Genomic DNA, 22,488 nt, shown 5'->3' with positions numbered 1-22,488 from the left:
ATATAAAGTCTATTAGGGTCTTATTTTATGTATATAGAGTAAGTGACTCATAAAGTATGGCTTGTAAAATTATTAATGAGAGAACGAATAAATTATAGAGAAATCTCAACCTCTATCTTAATTGGTCTTTTTAGATGAATAGTCACTGTAATATTAATAGACGCTGCTTCTGGCGGCTCATTATCTAAAGCGCCATTGACGATATGTGCTATTTTCATCGCTTCTATTTCTTTGAGCTCAAAGCCGCTCGCTTTGGCATTTTTCATAACCTTTTCGTAAATCTCCTTTTCATTGGTATTGCGTTCTTTGTTATCAAACGACAGCTGCATCACTTGTGGCCGTTCAACCCGAGACATGCTCATGGCTTTTTGAGACGTTTGCATACTATTCTGAAATTTATATTCAGCTGAACTAGGAACAGAAAATAGAGCTAACGCTGATACTGCCATCACAATCGATAGTATTTTCATCTGTTAATTCCTTCTAGTTTGATTGGTTGCTTGTGACTCATAGCGAATATATTCGCTATAACAACTATATCTTAATAATCAGTTAATTGAAAATTTAAATCTATATTAGAAATATTAATCAAATTTGATATTAAAAACCCCAGTAAGCTCAGCTCGCTGGGGTTTTTCTGTGTGACGCTAACTATTATATTAAACGCAAAAAAAGCCCTGCTATCTTTCGATAACAGGGCTTTAATGATTAAACAGACTTTGTGACGTTGGTAATACTTCTAGCGAAAAGCGATTCGTCGAGGAAGACGAGCGAAAATAGTACCTATTGTACATTGAGCGCATCTGACAAAGAAAAATCGCTTTGTAGCAGAAGTAAAATTACATCATGCCGCCCATTCCACCCATACCGCCCATACCACCGCCAGCACCCATGCCAGCCATACCGTCATCACCTTGTGGCAAATCAGTAATCATGACTTCAGTCGTGAGCATTAAGCCTGCAACAGATGCCGCATTCTCTAGCGCTGAACGAGCTACTTTAGCTGGATCAAGGATACCCATCTCTAGCATATCGCCATATTCACCAGAAGCTGCGTTGTAACCGTAGTTACCAGTACCGCTCTTCACTTCGTTGACTACCACTGAGGCTTCTTCGCCAGAGTTGGTCACGATTTGACGTAATGGTGCTTCCATTGCGCGACGTAAGATATTGATACCCGCGTTTTGGTCGTCGTTATCACCACGTAGCTCAGACAATGCATTCATCGCACGAACTAGAGCAACACCGCCACCAGGGACAACGCCTTCTTCAACCGCTGCACGAGTGGCATGTAGCGCATCATCAACGCGATCTTTCTTCTCTTTCATTTCAGTTTCAGTCGCAGCGCCAACTTTGATAACGGCAACGCCACCAGCCAGTTTAGCCATACGCTCTTGAAGCTTTTCTTTGTCGTAGTCAGACGTTGATTCTTCAACTTGACGTTTGATAGATTCAACACGGTTTTCGATATCTGCTTTGTTACCAGCGCCATCGACGATAACGGTGTTTTCTTTACCGACAGTGACTTTCTTAGCGGTACCAAGTTGCTCTAGAGTAGCAGTTTCAAGGCTCAGACCAATCTCTTCAGAGATAACCGTACCGCCAGTTAGCGTTGCGATATCTTCTAGCATCGCTTTACGACGATCACCAAAACCTGGTGCTTTAACGGCACAAGTTTTTAAGCCGCCACGCATGTTGTTCACAACTAGAGTTGCCAATGCTTCATTTTCTACGTCTTCAGCGATGATTAGCAATGGCTTGCTCTGCTGCATGACTTGCTCAAGTAATGGCACGATCTCACGGATGTTGCTGATTTTTTTGTCAACCAATAGAATATATGGGTTTTCAAACTCAGCAGTTAAGCTGTCTTGCTTGTTCGCAAAGTACGGGCTGATATAACCACGGTCAAACTGCATACCTTCGACAACTTCTAAGGTATCTTCAAAGCTTGAACCTTCTTCAACAGTGATAACGCCTTGCTTACCGACTTTTTCCATCGCTTGCGCAATCAATTCACCAATTTTGGTGTCTGAGTTGGCAGAGATAGAACCAACTTGAGCAATCGCTTTTGAATCATCAGCGGGAGTAGATAGCAAATGGATTTGCTCAACAGCCGCACGTACCGCTTTATCAATACCGCGTTTCAGATCCATTGGGTTCATGCCAGCGGCAACTGATTTCATGCCTTCTTGCAAGATTGACTGAGCCAATACCGTCGCAGTAGTCGTACCATCACCAGCAACATCGTTGGTACGGCTAGCGACTTCACGAACCAATTGAGCGCCCATGTTTTCGAATTTGTTTTCAAGCTCGATTTCTTTAGCAACTGAAACACCATCTTTAGTAATGGTAGGTGCGCCAAACGATTTATCGATTACCACGTTACGACCTTTAGGGCCTAGTGTGACTCGTACTGCATTTGCTAGAACGTTTACGCCGTCCATCATTTGTTTACGGGCATCTATGCCGAATTTTACGTCTTTTGCCATGTTAAATTACTCCACTATTATAAGTATGAGAATGCAATTAAATGTTTCAATGATATTATCAAAATGCGCTGAGTATAAAAATACTCAAAAGGACTAGCCTTCTAGCACACCCAATACATCAGATTCTTTCATGATAAGTAGTTCTTCGCCGTCAACCTTGACAGTTTGACCAGCATATTGACCGAACAAGACTTTGTCGCCAGCTTTTACATCTAACGCGCGAGTTTCACCATTGTCACGAATCTGACCGTTACCAGTTGCTAGCACTTCACCTTGTGAAGGCTTTTCTTGAGCAGAACCAGGAAGCAAGATACCACCAGCCGTTTTTGTTTCTTCTTCTATGCGGCGGACAACAATACGATCATGTAAAGGACGAATATTCATCAATATGTCTCCAATAATTTAGTTATTTACAATAAGGGTTTATTTGAATTAATGGTCTCAATACCAATATCTATAAGCATTACCGCTTAAAAGCAGCATTCTAAAGATAAGCTTTGAGCTTGTATCAAAAAGTGGGGGCAAGATGGGTTGGCTTCAAGTGTAAACACCAAAAATTTACAAGATTATTCCAGGGTCTGTTGAACATTCAAATATTAGGACTGCTGATCGCTAAAATTGCCCCAAACCTTTTAAACGACGATAATGTCTAGACCTTAGCTAAGTTTACAACAACGTTTGAGGTGATTTTAGCATCAGCCTTTGAGGGCAGGACTATTTTTTGCCAATACATGGCGAAATTGTCTAACCTAGAATGACTAGGCGTCCAAAATTTCACTGCATATTGTCTAAAAAATAGACACTGCCAGTACCACATTTGAATGTTCAACAGACCCTAATGATAATTTAGTATTCAATGTTTTCTTTCATTTATAGTCAAAATACCCCAAAAACGCTACGATACTGCTGATATTACTTTTCACTGACTATAATATTATTTGGCAAATACCATGTACTAACTTTGGAAAAATGAGAAGTGAATATATTGAGGAATGTTGGCTGGATAAAAGGCTTAGGGGAAGGCTACTAAATCGCGGTACTTAATATAAAACCTATGTTTTATTTGTCTCTTATTTCTGACTTTACAGCAAGTTACCTCTAATCGTTGGATCAAGCTTTATAGCAACATTTGCTACAAGCACTACACCTGCCAGTCTGCTGTTGCTCTTGAAAATGTAACAGAGTATGACCATTATAGGGGCTAGAAATATAAGCTATCAACATAATAAGAACTATCGATAAAAGCTGCTATATCAGCATCATATTAACTAAGGAACATCCATGAGTTTTTTATCAAAAAATAAAAAGTCATCAATAGCCGATTCTAACAACACCACACGCAGCAAGTCCAAACTCTTAACCGCCTTGACCACGGGCGCCAGTATTGCTGCTATCGGAGCTTTAAGTATGACCGCACCTACCCTTGCCAGCGCAAAAACCATTCAACCATCGAACGCCAATTATAGCTTTACCGTTGAAGACAAATATAAAGGCACGGCTACCCGTACGCTCAACAAATCGGGCAATACATGGAAGTACAATGTCAATGCACGGGTGGCTGGCGTCGCAAGTGCGGCGCAAAATAGTACGTTTACCATCAATGGTAACAATGTGATCCCAACTCAGGCCAGTACCACCTATAAGCTCCTAGGTATTGGACGTACACATAAATTAGACTTTAACCCAAGTAGCAAAAAGGTCACCAGTAACTATAGAGGCAAAACCTCAACCATGAATATGGCGCAGCAAGCCTTTGATGATTTAAGCCTTGAGGTGCAAATTCGCCAAGATTTACTGAACGGTAAGTTCTCAGGTAATTACTATATGGCGAAGAAAGATAAAATTGAGAAAACACCCTTTAAAAAATCTGGCAATACCAAAATCACCGTGCCAGCCGGTACCTTTGATACCGTGCGTGTCGATCGTATCCATGATGACAATAGCCGCTCTACCAGTTTTTGGTTAGCGCCAAGCTTAGATTATTTACCGGTAAAAGTAAGTCAGATTAATGATGGCAAAAAGATGGACTTAGAATTAACCAAAATCAATTAAGGCTTTTATCACACCAGTAAAAAGACGAAAAAAAGCGGCGCTCTGAATGAAGCGCCGCTTTTTTATGCTGGTAAATCAAGAATGAACGACTAGCGAGAACGAGGCTGCTTAACGACATTATTCATCGATGGCAGACGCTTTAGTAAAATAAATAACCAAACATTGATTGCAAATAGTAAGACAAAATCAAGCAAATAGACCAGAATTTCAATCACGCTGCTGCCATAAAAACGAGTAAACAGCACGACCCCACTAGCGCCTAAGTACACCAAGGTCAGCATACTGCCAATCAATAACATATAGGGCGAGCGGCCGCGTAATATCACTGGTGTCAAGATAAAAGCCGGAATCAACCACAGCGTTTGCCAAGCAATGCCACCAATGATATCAGGGCTAGTCGGATTAAAAACACTAATCATAATCGGCAAGGCCAGTAACCGGTACGCCATCCAAACCAACCACGTGAGCAGCAAGCGTTGACGCATCGGTGCAATAGGCTTGCCAGCAGCAGCATTCTCTATTGGGGCATTAGCCTTGTTATCAGAGCGGTTAATAGCCATTAGAAGTATCTTTTCCTTATAAGCAATATATCAGTGCGACTTAGCATCAGTGCGACTTAGCATCAGTGCGACTTAGCATCAGTGCGACTTAGCGACCAAAGTTAGCCTGTGCTAAAGCCGTCGCCGTAATGGCAAGTCTGCGACCTTGAGCAATTGCCAGTTCACGCTCATCAGCAGATACCGGTTGATCATGCAACGCGCCGCTAACATGACTCACACCATAAGGCGTACCACCACGATTGGTACGATTGAGGGCGGGTTCTGCATACGGTATACCCACGATCATCATGCCATGGTGCATCAACGGCAACATCATGGTCAGCAATGTCGTCTCTTGACCACCGTGCATCGAGCCGGTCGCCGTAAATACCGAAGCTGGCTTGTTTTGTAGATTGCCTGCCAACCAAAGGGTGACGGTATTGTCCCAAAAGTATTTCATGGGCGCGGCCATATTGCCAAAGTGCGTCGGACTACCAAGCGCCAGACCACTGCAATCTTTGAGATCATCCATCGTGCAATACAAATCACCGTCGTCCGGTATCGCTGGCTTGCTTGCCGTGGTTTCGGGTGCAACGGTAGGCACAGTACGGATACGTGCGGTCATGCCAGCATCCTCAATCCCTTGTGCAATCGCATATGCTAATGTCTTAGTCGTACCATAACTCGAGTAATAAAGCACCAAAACATAAAGGGTGGTCTGACTCATTAGCAAAACTTCCTCATAAAATCATCGACGTTATTGTCTTTAGCAGTATTCGCAGTGTACCAGCGTTTTACGCTGCCACTAGGCTGTCAATTTTTGCACAGCCACTTCTATGCCTGTGTATCGTGCAGGATTAAACACCAAAATATATGTGCACATTATGCCCCAGTCATTGACTGACATGCAAACAAACGCTGCTTGACATTGTAGCGAGCCAAACCCGTTAACGGTTGCCGCTGTGCATTTTGACACAATTATTTGGCAGATGCGGATAGTACATTTTTGTTACACTATTGTCACTCTTATCGCTGCTAAATGGTCGACATGGAAAACTTATTAAAAAAAATCCCATTTTTACACCAACGCTGGTTTCAGTTCTTACGATTTTTGATTCGGCACTTTTTTGAAGACAATTGCCAGCAAAAAGCGGCGTCACTTACCTATACAACCATGCTATCCATTGTACCGATACTAACAGTACTACTGATGATTTTATCCTCAGTACCAGCATTGGCTTTGGTCAGAGCACAGATTTATGAGGTTATCTATAGCAACTTGCTGCCACAATCAAGCATGCAGGTCAGCGAGTATATCAATAGCTTTGCGGAAAAATCATCAAATCTGACCATCATTGGGGCGATGGTGCTGTTTTTTACGACCATCATGACTTTGACGACCATTGAGCGCGCTTTTAACCAAATCTGGCGCGTAGAAAATCGTTCAGGTGGCATCAAAAGCATGCTGCGCTATTGGACCATCGTCACCATGGGGCCGCTTGTGCTGGGTACGGCATTTATCGCCTCAAGTACCGTGCAAAGCCTGAGTTTTTTAAACCGCCAAATTGCGGGTTATGGTATTGATTGGTCTTTTTGGGTACAGGCCATCTCAATTGGCATCACCATCGCTGGTTTTATTGGGATGTATTGGTTTATCCCAAAAGCGCGAGTACCAGCAAAAAACGCAGCGATTGCCGGTATCTTTGTTGCCATCGTCTTTGAGCTGATGAAGCATCTTTTTGGTACTGTGATGGCAAACTTTACCAGTTACGAGGCGATTTACGGTGCTTTTGCCGCGCTACCTATCTTTTTATTATGGATATATTTGTCTTGGAATTTAATTTTGTTAGGGGTTGAGATTAGTTATACCTTGACGATTTTTGAAACTGAGGAAGTCTACCCACGCCATCCACTGCTTAGCTTGTTAGACATGCTAAATCTCGTGTATACCCATCACTTAGAAGGTGAAGCGGTTAGTGAACAAGCACTGCGTAATGTGCTGGGTCGTAAAGAGCTACCAAAGTGGTATACCTATATTAACTATCTGCAAGATAGCAATCTCATTACTATGACCGAAGACGATGACTATGTGCTCAAAAAGGACTTGCGCAACATGACGTTATGGGACTTTTATCGTACATTGCCTTATCCGCTACCTATCAAGGATGAGCTGGACGAGATGAATCAAGAAGATCAGAAACCTTGGTTAAGCCTGTTGGTCGCTCGATTTGAGAATACTGAGGCATTTGCCAAAGCACAGCTAAACTTACCATTGGGCACTATCTTCACAAACAGTGAGCCTCGCAAAAAATCAGCAAATGACGAAGCAAGCTCTCATCCGCATAAGAGGGACAAACTGTTTAGAAAAACGATGACTACCCCAACTCAGCAATTAGCCAAAGATACTTCAGATGTTCATAATGATGTCCCGCATTTTGACCCTGTGGCGTATGATAAAGACAGCGATGTAGACTGCGACAATCATGACCATGAAATTGTTATTCCTAAAGACACTGGCGAACAACCAGTAAAAACCGATGCTGGTAGACGCGAAGGTAAAAACACTATCATTACTGAAGCAGACAATCCAAAAGCAATATGAGTAACATCAGTAATTGAGCGGTAATAGTACGGTTAGCGAGGGAAACCCACCCCGGCTGGATGTCATGCTTGCCGTAATTTCTTATATTGAACTGATGATGAATTTTAACCAACCAAGCCATATAACTGTCAAATAACTATTACTTTGGATACCTCAATACCTATGGCAGCCAATGACCATGCTAAAAACAGCCTCTTTACCCGTGCTGTCAATACAGGACAAAACGGACTAAAAAATCTCGCACAGTTATGGTCGCTAAAGACGCTAACCGACTTGCCTGATCGCTTTAGAAACCTTTGGGAGCAGTTGATTGGCTCTTATTGGTTTATCCCGACTGCTTGTGTACTCGTGGGTATAATACTCGCGCCTATCTTAGTCACGATTGATGAGCACTTTGACCGTGAAACCGTCAGGGAGCTAAGTTTTGCCTTTACGGGCGATGATGATGCGGCACGCGCAATTATGACCGCGATTGCAGGGGCGGTACTTGGCGTCGCAGGCACCACGTTTTCGATAACTATTGCCGTATTGTCGATGGCCTCCTCACAATTTGGGCCGCGATTGTTACGTAATTTTTTGACAGATACGCCAAACCAATTTGTCCTAGGTGCGTTTATCGGTACCTTTAGTTATAGTTTATTGGTCTTAAAGTCGATTCATAAGTATGACGTTGCGTTTGGTGTGCCGCAATTAGCAGTAACCTTTGCCATTATCATGGCGATTATCTGTGCCTTGTTATTGGTATATTTTGTCCAACATATGGTACATGCCATTCAAGCATCACATGTCATTCAAAATGCCAGCAACGATGCGATTAAAAGTATTTATCATTGGTATAGTGACCAGTGTGATATCACACATCAGCGTGATGTTGAAGACAATGACGTTGAGCAGTTTTACGCTTGGCCGAAGACGACTATCTATTCGCCAAGCTGTGGTTACTTACAACAAATTTATCTAGAATCGTTGATCACATTGACACAAGACTACGGTGGCGTGGTGCAACTCCATGCCAATTTGGGCGATTTTGTCACTGACAAAAACGTCATTGGCTATTTTTATCAACGCCCAGCTGATCATCCAAACAACCTAAAAAGGACGAAGACAGCACACTTGGCTGTTATCCCGCGTACACCCGATGGCATGTTTTGGCAGCGCTTTGCTACCTGCATACGTATTGAGCAGCGCGTAACACACTCTAATGATATCGCTTATAGTCTAGGACAAATGACCGAGATAGCCGTGCGTGCCCTGTCTCCTGGTATCAATGATCCCAAAACGGCGGTTAATTGTGTACAGTCACTGACCACTTGCTTGAGTATTATCATGCGTCGTCAACCACCAAGTCCTTATCACTTTTATACGCCACCAACGCAAAACGACGACGCTGATACTGGCAGTGAGCAACGATTTACAATGCTAGCTGTCGTCACTCATACGCCAAGAATATCAGACTTTATTGATACCTCACTTGGTGAAATACGCCGTTACGCGACTGCCGACTTGATGGTACTAAAAGCCCTCTGTCAGGCAATGGTCGATTTGAACTACGCTCGAGTAAATACAGCACAACAGCAAACCCTGCTGCACGAACTGAAATTGGTTGCGCGCGCAGGCGAGGAAAATCTGAGCTATATCGAATTAATCGATGATCTAAAAGCCATGTGCCAACAGGCAAAGCAATTTATCCTTGACGACGATGCTGACCATCAATATTTTGCATATGTTGGTGAGTTTGCTGCCCAAATTGATAAAGCGCTACAGACAGAATCAAGCTAATGATCTGAGTTATTGGCACATCGAATGCCAGCAGATAAGAACGAACACTCTATTTACGCAACACTCATAAGCTTTTGGCTTAGAGATATCTTTACATTCACCCTGAGACTTCTTTCATGGCATCTACCACCAGTCTGACCATCCTTGAAATCAGCGCGATTTTTTTATCTATTACCGCCTTATTGACCTATGTTAATCATCGCTTTATTGGTTTGCCCACCACCATTGGTGTCATGGTCATCTCCATTCTCTTATCTATCGGCGCGATTTTTTTGGGCTTTTTAGGCTTTGACCAGCTCATTGATTATGAAGTCAGCTTATTAGAGCAGCTTGATTTTACTGAAGTACTGCTCGATGGCATGCTTTCTATGCTGTTGTTTGCAGCAGCGTTGCACGTCAACATTAGTGATTTAAAACGTTATAAACTACCCATTGGTATTCTTGCAGGTATCGGCACCATAGTGTCATCGTTACTCATTGCCACTGCCCTGTATTTTATGCTGCCCCTATTTGACTTTGGCCTACCTTTTTTGTGGTGCTTATTGTTTGGTGCTTTAATATCACCGACTGATCCGATTGCGGTCATGGGTATTTTGGCATCGGCTGGTGCGCCAAAAAGTATCGAAACGGTCATCGCTGGCGAGTCCTTATTCAATGATGGCATCGGCGTCGTTATTTTTGTCTTGCTGCTTGGGATTTTGTCTAGCGGTGATATTCCGACCGCCAATTACGTGGCACATACCTTGGCTGTCGAGGCTGGTGGCGGTGTTGTCTTTGGCTTAGTGCTCGGTGCGATTTTGTATTATTTACTAAAGAGCATTGATAGTTACCAAGAAGAGGTGCTATTAACCTTAGCAGGCGTCATAGGTGGCTACGCGCTGGCCAGTCATTGGCATTTATCAGGGCCACTGGCTATGGTAATGATGGGATTAATGGTCGGCAACCGCGGTCGCGAGCTGGCGATGAGTGATAAGACTCGCCACTATATTGATTTGTTTTGGGAGTTAATAGACGAAATTCTCAACGCTATTTTGTTTGTTTTGATTGGTCTTGAAGTTGTGATAATTGCCTATTCGGGTAACTTATTTATCGCAGGTGGTCTGACCATTATCATCGCTCTACTAGCAAGGCTGATCGTAGTTGGCATGACCACTAAGACCTTTAGTCGTCAACTTAACTTACCAGCTGGTGCATGGAAAGTGCTGACATGGGGCGGATTGCGCGGTGGTATCTCAGTCGCCCTAGTACTACAACTGCCTATAGGCACAGAGCGCGATATCTTATTGGCACTCACTTATGCCGTCGTCATTTTCTCCATCTTGGTGCAAGGGTTGAGCGTCGGCAAAGTCGCCAAAAGCATTCGTACGGATGAGAAAACCGTTTAGCTATAGTCAAAGAACTCTAAAACGCTACGATACTGCTGATATTAATTTTTTGTAGCCTCTGTCTGCACAGGCACAGCAATCAAGAAAAATTGATGTCAGCAGTGCGTGATTTATTGATATTACTTTTCACTGACTATGTAAACAATAAAAATATCAATTATAAAAGCTTGCAGATAATAAAAACCCAGTATAAAGCCCTTAACTTTATGCTGGGTTTTTTCATCAGTATCTATAGTCAAGGAATGTTAGAATCGCTACAAGGCGACCGACCACATATATAGTCGGTTCAATTTAAAAGTGGTACAAGGCAACCGAGTGTAGATGTATATTTAATACCTCAAGCGAGGTTAACGCTGTAACGCTTTTATAGTGGATTGACTATAGTACACTGAGTCCATCTAGGGCAGGTAACACCGTAGCGGTTTAAAAGTGCTCTGACTATAAAACTTTATATTAGACCTTTTTGCTTCATATTACGATACACCACAATAACGATGACAATGTTTAAAATAAAAATAGCCAGCTTAAACCAGTCAAAGGGACGGGCGATCAAATAATACAGTTCTATAGGAATAAATATTCCGTAGCCGATGACGCTGAACCAATAGGCCCATGTCTTATCTTGCCACAAGCCATAAGCTTCAATGAAACGTATTGCTGCATAGACAAATATAAATAATAGAAACAAAGGCCAATTTTTACTTGCCTGCTGGGCAATCCGCACGGTGCTGTCGATTTGCGGTGCAAGGAAATGACCAAAGTTTTGCTGCCAAGTTTCTGTGGCAGTGGCGAGCCAACGCTCAAGGTCAGTATGCCATAACCATAACGCGACTGCCCCGAGTAGCGCGCTGACTCCTTTAGCCACTTCATAGACAGCCACCGCTTTAATCGACTCACTAGATTCACCGCGCAACCTATCGTCATGACTTGACCGGTCATGGCGATTAGCCCTCGAAGATGTCTGTAAATCCTCGTCCCGTTGGGGAAAATTAGCCAAAGAACGTCTCCACGACGCGCCCTTGCAATTTCTGATTAAAGAACGGCGTGTTTTTACCATTTGACAGCATCGATTGCGCAGTGACTTGCCACTCGATATTCGGATCGACCAATACGGCACCGCCAATGTGTTCATATTGCGTGCTAATGCCAGCGATTTTTGCAGGATTTAGACAGATTTTATCGACCAACTGCTCTAGCGTTAGTACGTCATCATTGACCAGTTGACATGCCAGCGCCATAAAGGTATCAAAGTTTGAAATACCGGGCGTACAATCGGCAAAGGGCGCTTTTTTGGCAGTACTGTTCAATGGCTCATGATGACTACAAATCGCATCAATGGTGCCATCTTTTAATCCACGACGGATGGCTTGCTGATCTGTATTACTGCGCAGTGGCGGCAACACGTAAGCTTGGGCGTTAAAACCCTCTAAATTGTCATCGGTTAAATACAACTGATGCATGGCCACATCACAAGTAACCGGCAACCCTTTATCCTTCGCCCAGCGCATTAGCTCGATGGAAGACTTACATGACAATTGGCTAAAATGAGCAGCAATTCCAGTCTCTTCGACCATCAATAGCTGAGTAGACAAGGCCACAGTCTCTGCAATCCATGGAATACCTTTTAGTCCATGATATGAGGCAATATAGCCCTCATGTGCCACCCCATCTCCTGACAGACTGGACTCGTCAGGATAAAAGAACACTTTCATCCCAAAGGTTGCGGCATATTCTAAAGTACGCAGCAATACCAAATCATTGGCAAAAGGTCTACGTGCATTAGAGACCGCAATACAGCCCCCTTTTTTGAGTCCTGCGATATTAGACGGACGCTCACCTTCCAAACCTGCCGTTAGTGCACCCAGGATATGCAAATAAATACCGCCATCTTCAAGCGCGCGCTCACGCAAACCTTTTAACAGCGAGCCGTTTTCTAAGATAGGATTGGTATCGGGTGGCGTCACTACATGCAAAAAACCATTGGCTCGAGCAGCGCAACCTTCTGACTTTAGCGTACCGTGTTGTTGTTGGCCTGGTTCACGTAGACGGGCACATAAATCAACCAACGGTGGCAGCAACCACATCTCGCGTCCAGCCTCAAGGCTAGCCAGCTTAGTTCTCGCAGTATCTGAAAGTGATGCTTTAAAAGTATCAGGGAGATGGTCAATGAGCGGTGCATCAGTATTGAGCATAGTAGACATGAGCGTTATTACCGTATCAATAAAATAAGTGAGAATAAAACAGCGCGGCAGCGATTACTTACTAGCTGCTTGATGAGCGCGTTGACCTTCCATCGCAAGCGACAATACCGCCATACGAATAGCAATACCGTTATTCACCTGCTTTAAAATCACAGATTGTGCCCCATCGGCAACGCTAGAGGCAATCTCCACCCCACGATTCATAGGTCCTGGGTGCATCACCAACGCATCAGGTTTAGCAAGTGCGACCCGCTCTGGAGTGATGCCATAGTGCTTATAGTATTCATTTGATGACGCCAGTAATGGCGAGCCAATACGCTCGTTTTGAATTCTCAAGCCCATAATCACATCGCAGTCTGTCACGCACTCATCCATATTTTCATAAACTTGTACACCAAAACGCTCAATACCTTTGGGCAATAATGTACGTGGTGCGCAGACGCGAATATCTGTAACCCCTAGCGTTTGCAAGGCGCTGATGTCCGAGCGCGCGACGCGTGAATGCTTTATATCTCCAACGATTGCCACCGATAATTCTTCAAAAGGACGCGGCGCTTCACGGTGAATGGTGAGCATATCCAGCATGCCTTGGGTCGGATGGGCATGCCAGCCATCACCGCCATTGATGATAGCAATGTCTGGTGTGACTTCGGTCGCCATAAAGTGGGCAGCGCCTGAAGCAGAATGGCGTACGACAAAAATATCCGCTGTCATGGCTTGTAGGTTCCACAAGGTATCTCGCAGGCTTTCGCCTTTTTTGGTGCTAGAGCGTTCAATATCGATATTGAGCACATTAGCACCTAGGCGTTTTTCTGCCACTTCAAAGGTCGTGCGCGTACGCGTTGATGGTTCAAAAAACAGATTCATCACCGTGTAGCCTTCCAGCTCAGGACGATTGATTAGTTGTCCATTATCATCAAAAAATGTCTCAGCTTTGGCAATAATCGCCTGCAATTGGGCTTTATTTAACCCTTCTACGCCCAAAAAATGCCGGATGCCGCCATCTATATTAAGCTGTGGACGACTCAACGAGGTATTTAGTTTTTGATGAATAGTATCGGGGTCGAATTTGGCATAATCTGTCGGTGAGATGGTGTGTGTTGCGCTACTATCAATAGAATTTGACATAATGACAAGTCTTTATCGTTGGTTTATATGAGTCAATAATAACGGATTATTCATCTTTGTTTGTTCATTTATAGCGGATACGCACAGATACAGGGACATTTAGGCGCTTATTTGCTACAATTTACCCTAATAGTATAAGCGATGTAAAACAAGTTCGGCAGCGCTATTAGATAATAGTCATAGACATATACCCACCACAATAAAAAACCAGTACTCTAAAACTATCAATGAATAATAACAGAGATAGTGTAGCTGATTTTGTGTGTGGGACAAAGACGCCGTACCACCTATTTAAATATTTACCTGCTCCAAGAGTGGTTAATGCTACCTGCAAACTGCTTTAGCGCTTATCTTTTTTCAAATTTCTAGGCCATTTATTAGGAAGCCTCATGACGACCTTAGCACACTATTTAAACACCAATGCGACCAGCCCTGCACTGAATGACGTTATTATGACGGTCACAGACGTTGGCAAAACTATTTCGCAGTTGCTTAGAAAAGGGGCATTGGCAGATATCTTGGGTGAAGCCGGCAATCAAAACGTCCAAGGCGAAGAGCAAAAAAAACTAGACGTACTGGCAAATGATTTATTGCTTGATGCGTTGGAAAAAAATACCCATTGCGCAGGTGTTGCCTCAGAAGAGCTTGATGATGCTACCGCCGCCAATGCTGATGGCAGTCTTTTGGTATTGTTCGACCCCCTTGATGGCTCATCAAATATCGACATCAATATGGCAGTGGGCACTATTTTCTCTATTTTACCGTATGAGCGTCAAGGTCAGACAAGTGAAAATAGCGATTATTTGCAAGCGGGTAATAAGCAGCTAGCAGCTGGCTATTTGTTATACGGCACCTCTACCGTCCTAGCATTGACCATAGCAGATAACGTTGTCATGTTTAGCTTAGATCCAGACACCAATGACTATGTACTCATTGAAGACCATGTCCAAATCGATGCTGATACAAGCGAGTATGCGATCAACAGCTCAAATTATCGCTACTGGCGCGCACCCATGCAACAGTATATCGATGAATTGATTGCTGGCGAAGCTGGTGTGCGTGGTCGCGATTTTAACACCCGCTGGGTTGCCGCCATGGTTGGTGATGTGCACCGTATCTTATGCCGCGGTGGTCTCTTCACTTATCCGTTTGATACCAAATACGCTCACAAAGCAGGGAAATTGCGCTTGATGTATGAAGCCAACCCAATGAGCTTATTAATCGAGCGTGCTGGTGGCGGTGCTACTGATGCTGTCCATCGTATCCTAGATATCGAACCGACGGATATTCATCAGCGCGTCCCAGTGGTACTCGGTAGCAAGAATGAAGTCAATTATATTAAAGACTTACATGTAAAGCACACTGATAAATAAGTCAGCTGAACCAGTCCGGTAACACTCATTATAATGTCCATTATTGATGTGGATTTATAATGAGTGTCCAAATTCTCTATCTTTTTTTCTAAGCGATCCATTATGGTAGCAAATCCCACCGAGCTGATTACCTCAGATAAAAATACGACGGTCAAACTGGTCAAGGCACTATTGGCGCAAGCTCGACAGCGTAAAAAACAAGGTCAAACTGTCATCGAAGGGATTCATCTCATCGATGCAGCTCTGCGTAGCGACTACCCGTTTACCCAAATATTGCTAGCAGAATCCGCACATCAGCATTCTGAGGTGCAGCAGGTTTTAACTCGTCTGCCGACTTATACGCCTATTCTAACGCTATCAGACTCGCTATATGAGAGTATTCGTAGCTTGGGTACAGGTATCGATATTATGGCGCTTATCAACATACCGACGCCCAGCTTAGCGATAATTAATGATGACTGCCTGATTCTGAATGATGTCCAAGACAGTGGTAATGTTGGTACATTACTACGCACCGCAGCAGCAGTTGGCATCAAGAACATACTCTGTACCGATGCCACAGCGCAAGCATGGTCTCCTAAGACTCTAAGAGCAGGTATGGGTGCTCAGTTTGCCCTAACTATCTATGAAGGTCTAAGTGTGCAAGACATCTTAGATTATGTCCAAGTACCACTTTTAGCGACCAGTTCACATACCGATACAATTATTTATCAACATGACTTAAAAGAACCAATCGCTTGGATTATGGGACATGAAGGTCAGGGCGTTTGCGATGAACTGATGCAGTGTGCCACCCCTATCGCTCTACCACAGCCCAATGGTCAAGAAAGCCTCAATGTCGCCATTGCAGGCTCATTATGCTTATATGAAACGCTACGTCAAAGAAGCTATTCCTAAAGCGCAGTGTCATTTATGTAGTACAGATAAAAGATTGATAAAAAAATGACTGAATAAACATATTTATTCAGTCATTTTTTATTTAGATCTGATTCACTCAACTCTACATACACATCAGTTTTGTGCTTCCATAAAGCTCGCGGAATAGTTGTTCGGTGCATTAAAGTTAGTAAAACTAATACTAATAGATTTTTCCAGTCCATTCACACAGTGCCACCACCCGATAGGAATGAATAATGCATCGCCAGCTTCAATAGTGATTTCAACTGGAGTCACATGCCGCATCAAAGGATGTTTCTTCAGATCGAAAGTAGGAAAATTCACTTCACTATATACGTGCAAATCATTGTATAACCAAGGTACTTGCCATGCTGGAATCAATGTTACTTTCTTAGCACCATATACTTGAACCAGCATATTATTGGTCAAATCGTGGTGTAGCGGTGTAAAGGTTCCTTTGGGTCCCATCCAAAAATACGTACTAAAGGCCGCATCATTGTCTAAAAGCTGTCGATAACCTTTACCAAAATCACCGATGTCATCGAGTGCCGGTTTAATGGTTTCAACGTTTTGTTGCGTGTTATTAGCAGTCATATAATAGTTGTTACTTTCACCGTCATTTTCTATCATATTAACAAATTCAGACATCAGCATTGATTTACGATACTTATCAGAATGACGTTCAAAAAGCGCATCATTCTCGCGGTTGAACTGCACCTGAATTTCTGCATCCCCCAACGTATCTGCAAAATACTGTGGGCTCCATTTTTTTAGTGCTGGCCAATGATCAATGCCTTTTTTCAGTACCACAGGCTTATGTTTACTATAGTAATCTTTGATAAACACCTCAAACGGTGGCGTATCGATCACATCAATTTGCTTGTTATAACCAGGATCTAACTTAGCCAAGTCATCGCAGGTGCTAAGCAGCCATTCTCGTTTTTTTAGGAGCTTAGCGGCTTTAACGCCTGCTTGTAGGTAAGGGCTTTTAGAAGCCGTCTCTATTTCTAGTAATATCTCCGCATGACTAAACCCTTGCTGCGTCAATACGTTCGCAATACTGTTTCTACTCGTGCCTTCAAGCAAATTGGTAGCGACCCATTCTTTCCAGTTATTTGGCAGCCTACGAATCGGTTGTTTACTGTCGTTTGCTGCTACCTTAAAATCATCACTCAGTGCGACTTTGATTTGAGCGTCTGAAAAGCGATTATCCTTTAGTGTTTGAACGATTGTCTCTGTTCGAACACCGCGCATCATATTCGTTGCTACCCAATCATTCCATTCTTGAGGTAAGCGTTCTGACATGTTTAATCCTGCCTCCATTAGTATCTCCTAATCCCTTAACGTACTAATTAATTGGTCTATCATTTAGTCATCTATAGTCAGATCAATCTAAAAACATACAAATCAAATGATAGTATCAGTATAGTAGCTGACATTTATCGATTTGACTAGCGTGTGCCCTCATTTTGATAGGTCTTATAAAATCTAGATAAATTCTAAGGCGTATTATCACTTTGAGAATAATAATAAAAATAAGCTAAATTACAGCGATATAAAAAGTGGCATAGAAAATATCAGTATCTAAAATATCCCATAAAAAAGCCCCCGATTCATTGAACCGGAGGCTTTACGATTTATCATAGATTAAGCGATATCAGACGCTTAATCGTTCAAGCTTACACCTTGCTGGTTAGCTCAGGCAATGCTTCAAACAAATCAGCTTCTAAGAAGTAATCAGCAACGCTAGCGATAGGCGCTTCTGGGTCATTGTTGATAGCAACGATGACTTTAGAATCTTTCATACCAGCTAGATGCTGAATCGCACCTGAGATACCAGCAGCGATATATAAATCCGGTGCAACGATTTTACCCGTTTGACCGACCTGCATATCGTTTGGTACATAGCCTGCATCAACAGCAGCACGTGATGCGCCAACCGCTGCGCCTAATTTGTCGGCTAATGGTTCGATGTACTTAGTGAAGTTCTCACCATTGGCCAATGCACGACCACCAGAAACAACGATACCAGCTGAGGTCAATTCAGGACGGTCAGATTTCGCCATCTCTTCGTTAACAAAGCTTGATTTACCTGTTTCTTGCACGTTATCGATTGCTTCAACTGTGGCTGAACCACCTTCGCTCGCGACTGGATCAAATGCGGTCGTACGTACAGTTAATACCACTTTATCTTCTGATGTTTTAACAGTCGCTGTTGCGTTGCCTGCATAGATAGGACGCTCAAAAGTTTGCGCATCTACGACAGCAGAGATTTCTGACAACATGCTCACATCAAGTAATGCCGCAACACGTGGCATAAAGTTTTTGCCAGTCGTTGTAGCAGGTGCAATGATATGGCTGTAATCGCCAGCAATATCAGCAACCAATAGCGCTATGTTACCAGCCAATTGATGCTCATAAGCTGCATTATCAGCCAATAATACTTTAGCCACGCCTTCAGCTTTCGCTGCTTCATCAGCCACTGCTTGCGCGCCGCTACCAGCGACCAATACATGGACATCACTACCCATTTGTTTAGCAGCAGCGATAGTGTTTAAAGTTGCCTTTTTTAGACTGGCATTGTCATGTTCTGCATATACCAAAATTGCCATTGTTTTTATCCTTTATTTGTTCGTATCATCTATTCATGTGATCATCTGTTCATAAAATTATTCGTACGCTTAGCTTTAAAATACACGAGCAGCGTCATGATAATTTTACACAGAATACGCTATAACAAAGTACTAGATTACTTTTGCTTCGTTTCTTAGCTTATCGACCAATTCATCAACTGACTTCACTGTAATACCAGCTTTACGTTCAGCAGGTGGCACAACTTTAATAATCTCTTGCTTAGAAGCCATATCAACACCAAAATCAGCTGGCGTTTTTTCATCAAGTGGCTTTTTCTTCGCTTTCATGATGTTAGGCAGTTTGGCATAACGTGGCTCATTCAAGCGCAAATCAGTTGTAATCACCGCTGGCAAGTCAAGCGCAAGCGTTTGTAAACCACCATCGATTTCACGTGTGACATTGACTTTATCGCCTTCAACTTTCACTTCTGAGGCAAACGTACCCTGACCAATGCCCATCAATGCGGCTAGCATCTGACCAGTTTGGTTGTTGTCATCATCAATCGCTTGCTTACCCAATAGGATAATATCTGTAGATTCAGACTCAGCAATGCTTTTCAGGATCTTAGCGATTTGCAGTGGATAAGGCTTGGCATCAGTCAATACTAAAACACCACGATCAGCACCCAATGCTAGCGCTGCACGGATTTGCTCTTGTGACTCTTTTGGACCAATAGACGCAACAATGATTTCGTCAATCACACCCGCTTCTTTTAGACGAACGGCTTCTTCTACTGCAATTTCATCAAAAGGGTTGATTGACATCTTAGTGTTAGATAGATCTACGCCAGAGTTATCAGCTTTTACACGAACTTTTACGTTATAATCAATGACACGCTTGACCGCTACTAATGCTTTCATACGTTCCTCGTTTATTAATGTTATGAATTAAAAAATTGTCAGTTAAGAACCAAAGGTTCATCTTTTAAACTGTCGTTCAAATCGTCGTTCAAAATGCTACTTAAGGTCGTTACTGCCTCAACAGCAAATTAATAGTCAGAAATGCCAAAACAATACCAAAGGGTATCGGTCTACTATTCCCTACTCATCAAATCTGTTAAAGCTAAGCCAACCGTTATTATCAGACCTATCTATCTTGCGCGAGCAGCGCCTTAAGGTCAAGGCAGTGCCGTGAATAATGCGTCATAAATTTGTCACTATTATTAAAAAAATAGTTTATATACCTATTATTTACGGTTTCATTCTAATAAGGGGCTTAACCTTTTGCCCTTTATAGCATTATCATCGCCTTACTTACTTAACGTTTTGTTATTATTTATCACCTCAATTCTTTTTATGCACTTAAAACACTTTATAAAGTGCTTTTATCAGGCTTAATCAATAAATCACTATCACGAATATCATCAAACAACGACCAATCGGGAGTGGTGTTATCATTTTTAATGACACTCATGTCCCCTGTGGTTTCCATAATAACTGCAAAGACTTCGCTCTTGGATTTGAGCCCATTTTTGCGTAGTACTTCTTGCACATCACTGGTACTCAAATTCGCTTCTTTTAGGTTATCCAAAAAATATTCACCATGCGCCATCAGTATGATGGCCTGATTATCAATCAAGGATTTCAAGGGTTTGACTTTACGTCTGATAACTGAGATAACCCCTTGAATCATAAATAGCACAGCAACGGCGAATAAGCCTTGTAACAAAGACGGGCTATCGGACAACACTGTTGATGCCAGTATGCTACCAATACCAACTGTCATGGCAAAATCATGGCTCGAGAGCTTAGAAAAACTTCGTAGCCCCATCAATCGCGTAAATAACATGAGTCCTAAATAAAACCCAAGCGCTGATAATGAAATACCCAATACTTGCTGCCATTCAATTGAAAACCATGTATGCCACTTCATAAAACACCCTCTTTCCTACATTTTTATTACGTAAATACGTTACATTATCTGGAATCATCGACCGTTCAAACCGCTAGTATTTAACGACAGTTATTTTCAATGTGAAATAAATGGCACAAAAAAAGCAACCTGATGAGAGGTTGCTTTTCTTTAAAGTCTAAACAGTATTTTTATTGTTTTAACAAACAAAGAAATCTATACATCTTATTAAAATTAACATTGCTGAGAATACTGTTAACAGTGATACTCAACAGCCATTAAAATTAGATGGCTTCGATTTGCTCAGCTTGTGGGCCTTTTTTGCCATCACCTAAGATGAAAGATACTTTTTGGCCTTCAGCTAGGGTTTTGAAACCGCCACCTTGGATAGCGCTGTAGTGAGCGAATACGTCTTGTCCGCCATTGTCTTGAGCGATAAAACCAAAACCTTTAGCTTCATTAAACCACTTTACAGTGCCTTCAACTTTATCTGACATAAATTTTCCTGACTCTTTAACTGTTGGCGAGACGTGTGTCATCACCGATTAATTGATATATACCCTAGATTTTTTGCTGAATGCTACGGCTCAAACTCATAATATATCAAAGAGATAACTTATGGTTTTTGCCTCAAATCCATTGAGTACAGCTTGATTATAACAGTTTTTTTTGACTGCAACATATTAAATTACAGAGTTTTGTAAACAATATAAGAAGCCTTTAATCACCATTTAGCACCGTAATTTAATGGCTCGTTATCTCCTCTAGACCCTTTTATTACTGTCAATTTCAATATTCTTGTTATATATATTCAATAATAAAAATTAGATTTCACCATTTTTTGCATACATTTACTGTGCTATAGGTAGCCATGGTGAGGTCAACACCAGTAAGCAAAGGGCAAAAAATATTAAAGAAAACGATTGGCTATAAGCAATATACTTAGCTGGTATGACCAAATCTTTGGGTGAGTCTGGGATACCTTTACGCTTTAATAATCTGGTGCCGTAAACCCAACCAAACACCGTATAAATCCCGTATGCCGCAGGTACTGCAACCGCTAACGGCGTTAGATCGATCACGTACAACATCACCACAGAGATAAAAAACCATGAGGTGTCTAGCAGCGAGCTGATTTGAAAAAATTTAGATTGTGGCAGCTTGCCATCGGTGCCTTTGAGCATCTCACCTTCGATCCAAATCAAAACAGCCACGACAGCACTAAGAGTAATATACACGAATTGCGGCGTTAGCCAGTCTGGAAAAGATATTTGCACAACATACAACCTGTAATCTATGGAAAAAATAAGAAGAGAAACAACCACCGACCAACCACCAACATAGTCACGTAACTGGACCGACGACGCTTCCTTATATTGGGTGTAGGTTACTGGTTTTCAACCGCTATAGTGAGTGAAAGGTAATATCGATACATCACGCACTGCTGATATCACTTTTTCTTGCGTGCTGTGCTTGCGCAGACAGAGGCGACAAAAAATTGATATCAGCAATACCGTCGCGTTTTTAGGATGTTTTGGCTATATCTTTCAGATATTTT

20 protein-coding genes are annotated in these 22,488 nt (G+C 42.4%); 6 read left to right on the top strand and 14 right to left on the bottom strand.

Translation table 11 applies throughout. The features are described from left to right. Positions 1-92: 92 nt before the first annotated feature. The 3 genes from RH96_RS02290 to RH96_RS02280 all read right to left on the bottom strand — a co-directional run bounded on the left by RH96_RS02290 (position 93) and on the right by RH96_RS02280 (position 2,876). Positions 93-470, bottom strand: a complete 378-nt coding sequence (locus tag RH96_RS02290; RefSeq protein WP_010196846.1) for a hypothetical protein — start codon at positions 468-470, stop codon at positions 93-95. 369 nt (positions 471-839) lie between these two features. After that, positions 840-2,489 carry a chaperonin GroEL gene (gene groL, locus RH96_RS02285; protein WP_010196843.1) on the bottom strand — a complete coding sequence of 550 codons (1,650 nt, stop codon included), beginning with the start codon at positions 2,487-2,489 and terminating at the stop codon, positions 840-842. A gap of 93 nt (positions 2,490-2,582) precedes the next feature. After that, positions 2,583-2,876: a co-chaperone GroES gene (locus RH96_RS02280; protein WP_025652227.1), complete on the bottom strand. Its 294-nt coding sequence runs from the start codon at positions 2,874-2,876 to the stop codon at positions 2,583-2,585. 894 nt (positions 2,877-3,770) lie between these two features. Between RH96_RS02280 and RH96_RS02275 the strand changes: the two genes are divergently transcribed. Next, positions 3,771-4,541 (top strand): DUF3108 domain-containing protein, encoded by a 771-nt coding sequence (locus tag RH96_RS02275; RefSeq protein ID WP_010196832.1) that lies wholly within the window; start codon positions 3,771-3,773, stop codon positions 4,539-4,541. Positions 4,542-4,630: 89 nt separating this feature from the next. On the opposite strand, the gene RH96_RS02270 is transcribed toward RH96_RS02275, so the two are convergent. Next, positions 4,631-5,101: a hypothetical protein gene (locus RH96_RS02270; protein ID WP_010196830.1), complete on the bottom strand. Its 471-nt coding sequence runs from the start codon at positions 5,099-5,101 to the stop codon at positions 4,631-4,633. A gap of 88 nt (positions 5,102-5,189) precedes the next feature. Further along, the gene (gene wrbA, locus RH96_RS02265; protein WP_010196829.1) at positions 5,190-5,807 is read right to left on the bottom strand and encodes an NAD(P)H:quinone oxidoreductase; all 618 of its coding nucleotides are present in this window, start codon (positions 5,805-5,807) and stop codon (positions 5,190-5,192) included. A 321-nt stretch (positions 5,808-6,128) separates the two neighbouring features. Between wrbA and RH96_RS02260 the strand changes: the two genes are divergently transcribed. From RH96_RS02260 to RH96_RS02250, 3 genes are all read left to right on the top strand, one after another. Beyond that, the gene (locus tag RH96_RS02260) at positions 6,129-7,682 is read left to right on the top strand and encodes a YihY/virulence factor BrkB family protein (RefSeq protein WP_010196827.1); all 1,554 of its coding nucleotides are present in this window, start codon (positions 6,129-6,131) and stop codon (positions 7,680-7,682) included. 162 nt (positions 7,683-7,844) lie between these two features. After that, complete coding sequence (locus RH96_RS02255) at positions 7,845-9,461, top strand: DUF2254 domain-containing protein (RefSeq protein WP_010196824.1); 1,617 nt, start codon at positions 7,845-7,847, stop codon at positions 9,459-9,461. Positions 9,462-9,577: 116 nt separating this feature from the next. Then, positions 9,578-10,846 carry a cation:proton antiporter gene (locus tag RH96_RS02250; protein ID WP_010196821.1) on the top strand — a complete coding sequence of 423 codons (1,269 nt, stop codon included), beginning with the start codon at positions 9,578-9,580 and terminating at the stop codon, positions 10,844-10,846. Positions 10,847-11,294: 448 nt separating this feature from the next. Here the strand turns inward: RH96_RS02250 and RH96_RS02240 are convergent, their stop codons facing one another. From RH96_RS02240 to RH96_RS02230, 3 genes are read right to left on the bottom strand one after another with little or no spacing between them, the layout of a single operon-like run. Continuing rightward, positions 11,295-11,843 (bottom strand): DUF2127 domain-containing protein, encoded by a 549-nt coding sequence (locus tag RH96_RS02240; RefSeq protein WP_037032979.1) that lies wholly within the window; start codon positions 11,841-11,843, stop codon positions 11,295-11,297. Continuing rightward, positions 11,836-13,047, bottom strand: a complete 1,212-nt coding sequence (locus RH96_RS02235; RefSeq protein WP_010196814.1) for an amidohydrolase family protein — start codon at positions 13,045-13,047, stop codon at positions 11,836-11,838. Before RH96_RS02235 ends, RH96_RS02240 begins: the two co-directional genes overlap by 8 nt. Before the next feature lie 54 nt (positions 13,048-13,101). Next, a complete protein-coding gene (locus RH96_RS02230; RefSeq protein WP_010196811.1) occupies positions 13,102-14,175 on the bottom strand; it encodes an aspartate carbamoyltransferase catalytic subunit in 1,074 nt (357 codons plus the stop codon). Between the two features lie 389 nt (positions 14,176-14,564). Between RH96_RS02230 and RH96_RS02225 the strand changes: the two genes are divergently transcribed. Next, positions 14,565-15,548 carry a class 1 fructose-bisphosphatase gene (locus RH96_RS02225; RefSeq protein ID WP_010196809.1) on the top strand — a complete coding sequence of 328 codons (984 nt, stop codon included), beginning with the start codon at positions 14,565-14,567 and terminating at the stop codon, positions 15,546-15,548. 102 nt (positions 15,549-15,650) lie between these two features. Beyond that, the gene (locus RH96_RS02220) at positions 15,651-16,445 is read left to right on the top strand and encodes a TrmH family RNA methyltransferase (RefSeq protein ID WP_010196807.1); all 795 of its coding nucleotides are present in this window, start codon (positions 15,651-15,653) and stop codon (positions 16,443-16,445) included. Between the two features lie 114 nt (positions 16,446-16,559). Here the strand turns inward: RH96_RS02220 and RH96_RS02215 are convergent, their stop codons facing one another. The 6 genes from RH96_RS02215 to RH96_RS02190 all read right to left on the bottom strand — a co-directional run bounded on the left by RH96_RS02215 (position 16,560) and on the right by RH96_RS02190 (position 22,207). Beyond that, a complete protein-coding gene (locus RH96_RS02215; RefSeq protein WP_157999875.1) occupies positions 16,560-17,750 on the bottom strand; it encodes a cupin-like domain-containing protein in 1,191 nt (396 codons plus the stop codon). Between the two features lie 374 nt (positions 17,751-18,124). Then, positions 18,125-19,057 carry an electron transfer flavoprotein subunit alpha/FixB family protein gene (locus RH96_RS02210; protein WP_010196802.1) on the bottom strand — a complete coding sequence of 311 codons (933 nt, stop codon included), beginning with the start codon at positions 19,055-19,057 and terminating at the stop codon, positions 18,125-18,127. 132 nt (positions 19,058-19,189) lie between these two features. Next, positions 19,190-19,939, bottom strand: coding sequence for an electron transfer flavoprotein subunit beta/FixA family protein (locus RH96_RS02205; protein ID WP_010196801.1), 750 nt, complete (start codon positions 19,937-19,939; stop codon positions 19,190-19,192). A 451-nt stretch (positions 19,940-20,390) separates the two neighbouring features. Continuing rightward, entirely contained in the window at positions 20,391-20,951 is a 561-nt protein-coding gene (locus RH96_RS02200; RefSeq protein ID WP_010196800.1) for a DUF421 domain-containing protein, read from the bottom strand. A 263-nt stretch (positions 20,952-21,214) separates the two neighbouring features. Then, on the bottom strand, positions 21,215-21,427 hold the full coding sequence (locus RH96_RS02195; RefSeq protein WP_010196799.1) for a cold-shock protein: 213 nt from the start codon (positions 21,425-21,427) through the stop codon (positions 21,215-21,217). Positions 21,428-21,781: 354 nt separating this feature from the next. Next, positions 21,782-22,207 carry a hypothetical protein gene (locus RH96_RS02190; RefSeq protein ID WP_010196781.1) on the bottom strand — a complete coding sequence of 142 codons (426 nt, stop codon included), beginning with the start codon at positions 22,205-22,207 and terminating at the stop codon, positions 21,782-21,784. Positions 22,208-22,488: the final 281 nt, after the last annotated feature.

The sequence above is a fragment of the Psychrobacter sp. PAMC 21119 genome (assembly GCF_000247495.1).
GTDB lineage: Bacteria > Pseudomonadota > Gammaproteobacteria > Pseudomonadales > Moraxellaceae > Psychrobacter > Psychrobacter glaciei.
This window is presented reverse-complemented; position numbering and strand designations above follow the sequence as displayed.